This is a genomic window from Paenibacillus tepidiphilus (assembly GCF_008635795.1).
Lineage (GTDB): Bacteria > Bacillota > Bacilli > Paenibacillales > Paenibacillaceae > Paenibacillus_AQ > Paenibacillus_AQ tepidiphilus.
Genome location: NZ_VWRQ01000057.1, coordinates 1 through 1,595, shown reverse-complemented (window position 1 = coordinate 1,595; position 1,595 = coordinate 1). Strand labels below are relative to the sequence as shown.

The following is a 1,595-nucleotide window of genomic DNA, read 5'->3' as shown; positions in this document are numbered from 1 at the left end:
CACAAGTGAGAATGCCGGTATGAGTAACGAAAAGATCAGTGAGAATCTGATCCGCCGAAAGCCCAAGGTTTCCTGAGGAAGGCTCGTCCGCTCAGGGTAAGTCGGGACCTAAGGCGAGGCCGACAGGCGTAGTCGAAGGACAACAGTTTGAAATTACTGTACCACCGTAATCCGCTATGAGCGATGGGGTGACGCAGGAGGGTAGTGACGCGGACTGATGGATGTCCGTCCAAGCAGTGAGGCTGATGTGTAGGCAAATCCGCACATCGATAAGGCTGGGCTGTGATGGGGAGCGAAAATTACAGTAGCGAAGGTCATGATCTCACACTGCCAAGAAAAGCCTCTAGCCAGGAGAAGGTGCCCGTACCGCAAACCGACACAGGTAGGCGAGAAGAGAATTCTAAGGCGCGCGGAAGAACTCTCGTTAAGGAACTCGGCAAAATGACCCCGTAACTTCGGGAGAAGGGGTGCCTCGGTAGGGTGAATAGCCCGAGGGGGCCGCAGTGAAAAGGCCCAAGCGACTGTTTAGCAAAAACACAGGTCTGTGCGAAGCCGCAAGGCGAAGTATACGGGCTGACGCCTGCCCGGTGCTGGAAGGTTAAGGGGAGTGGTTAGGGGTAACCCGAAGCTATGAACCGAAGCCCCAGTAAACGGCGGCCGTAACTATAACGGTCCTAAGGTAGCGAAATTCCTTGTCAGGTAAATTCTGACCCGCACGAATGGCGTAACGACTTGGGCGCTGTCTCAACGAGAGATCCGGTGAAATTTTAATACCTGTGAAGATGCAGGTTACCCGCGACAAGACGGAAAGACCCCATGGAGCTTTACTGCAGCTTGATATTGAATTTGGGTACGATTTGTACAGGATAGGTGGGAGCCGTAGAAGCCGGAGCGCAAGCTTCGGTGGAGGCGCCGTTGGGATACCACCCTGATCGTATCTAGGTTCTAACCTGGTACCCTAAGCGGGTACAGGGACCGTGTCAGGCGGGCAGTTTGACTGGGGCGGTCGCCTCCTAAAGAGTAACGGAGGCGTTCAAAGGTTCCCTCAGAATGGTTGGAAATCATTCGCAGAGTGCAAAGGCAAAAGGGAGCTTGACTGCGAGACCTACAAGTCGAGCAGGGACGAAAGTCGGACTTAGTGATCCGGTGGTACCGCATGGAAGGGCCATCGCTCAACGGATAAAAGCTACCCTGGGGATAACAGGCTTATCTCCCCCAAGAGTCCACATCGACGGGGAGGTTTGGCACCTCGATGTCGGCTCATCGCATCCTGGGGCTGAAGTAGGTCCCAAGGGTTGGGCTGTTCGCCCATTAAAGCGGTACGCGAGCTGGGTTCAGAACGTCGTGAGACAGTTCGGTCCCTATCTGTCGTGGGCGCAGGAAATTTGAGAGGAGCTGTCCTTAGTACGAGAGGACCGGGATGGACGTACCGCTGGTGCACCAGTTGTTCCGCCAGGAGCATGGCTGGGTAGCTACGTACGGACGGGATAAGCGCTGAAAGCATCTAAGCGTGAAGCCCCCCTCAAGATGAGATTTCCCAGTATGTAAGACCCCTTGAAGACGACGAGGTAGATAGGTTGGAGGTGGAAGTGCAG

At 54.9% G+C, this 1,595-nt stretch carries 1 rRNA gene; it reads left to right on the top strand.

From position 1 onward, the window contains the following. A 23S ribosomal RNA gene (locus F1379_RS29440) occupies positions 1 to 1,595 on the top strand; the annotation flags it as partial.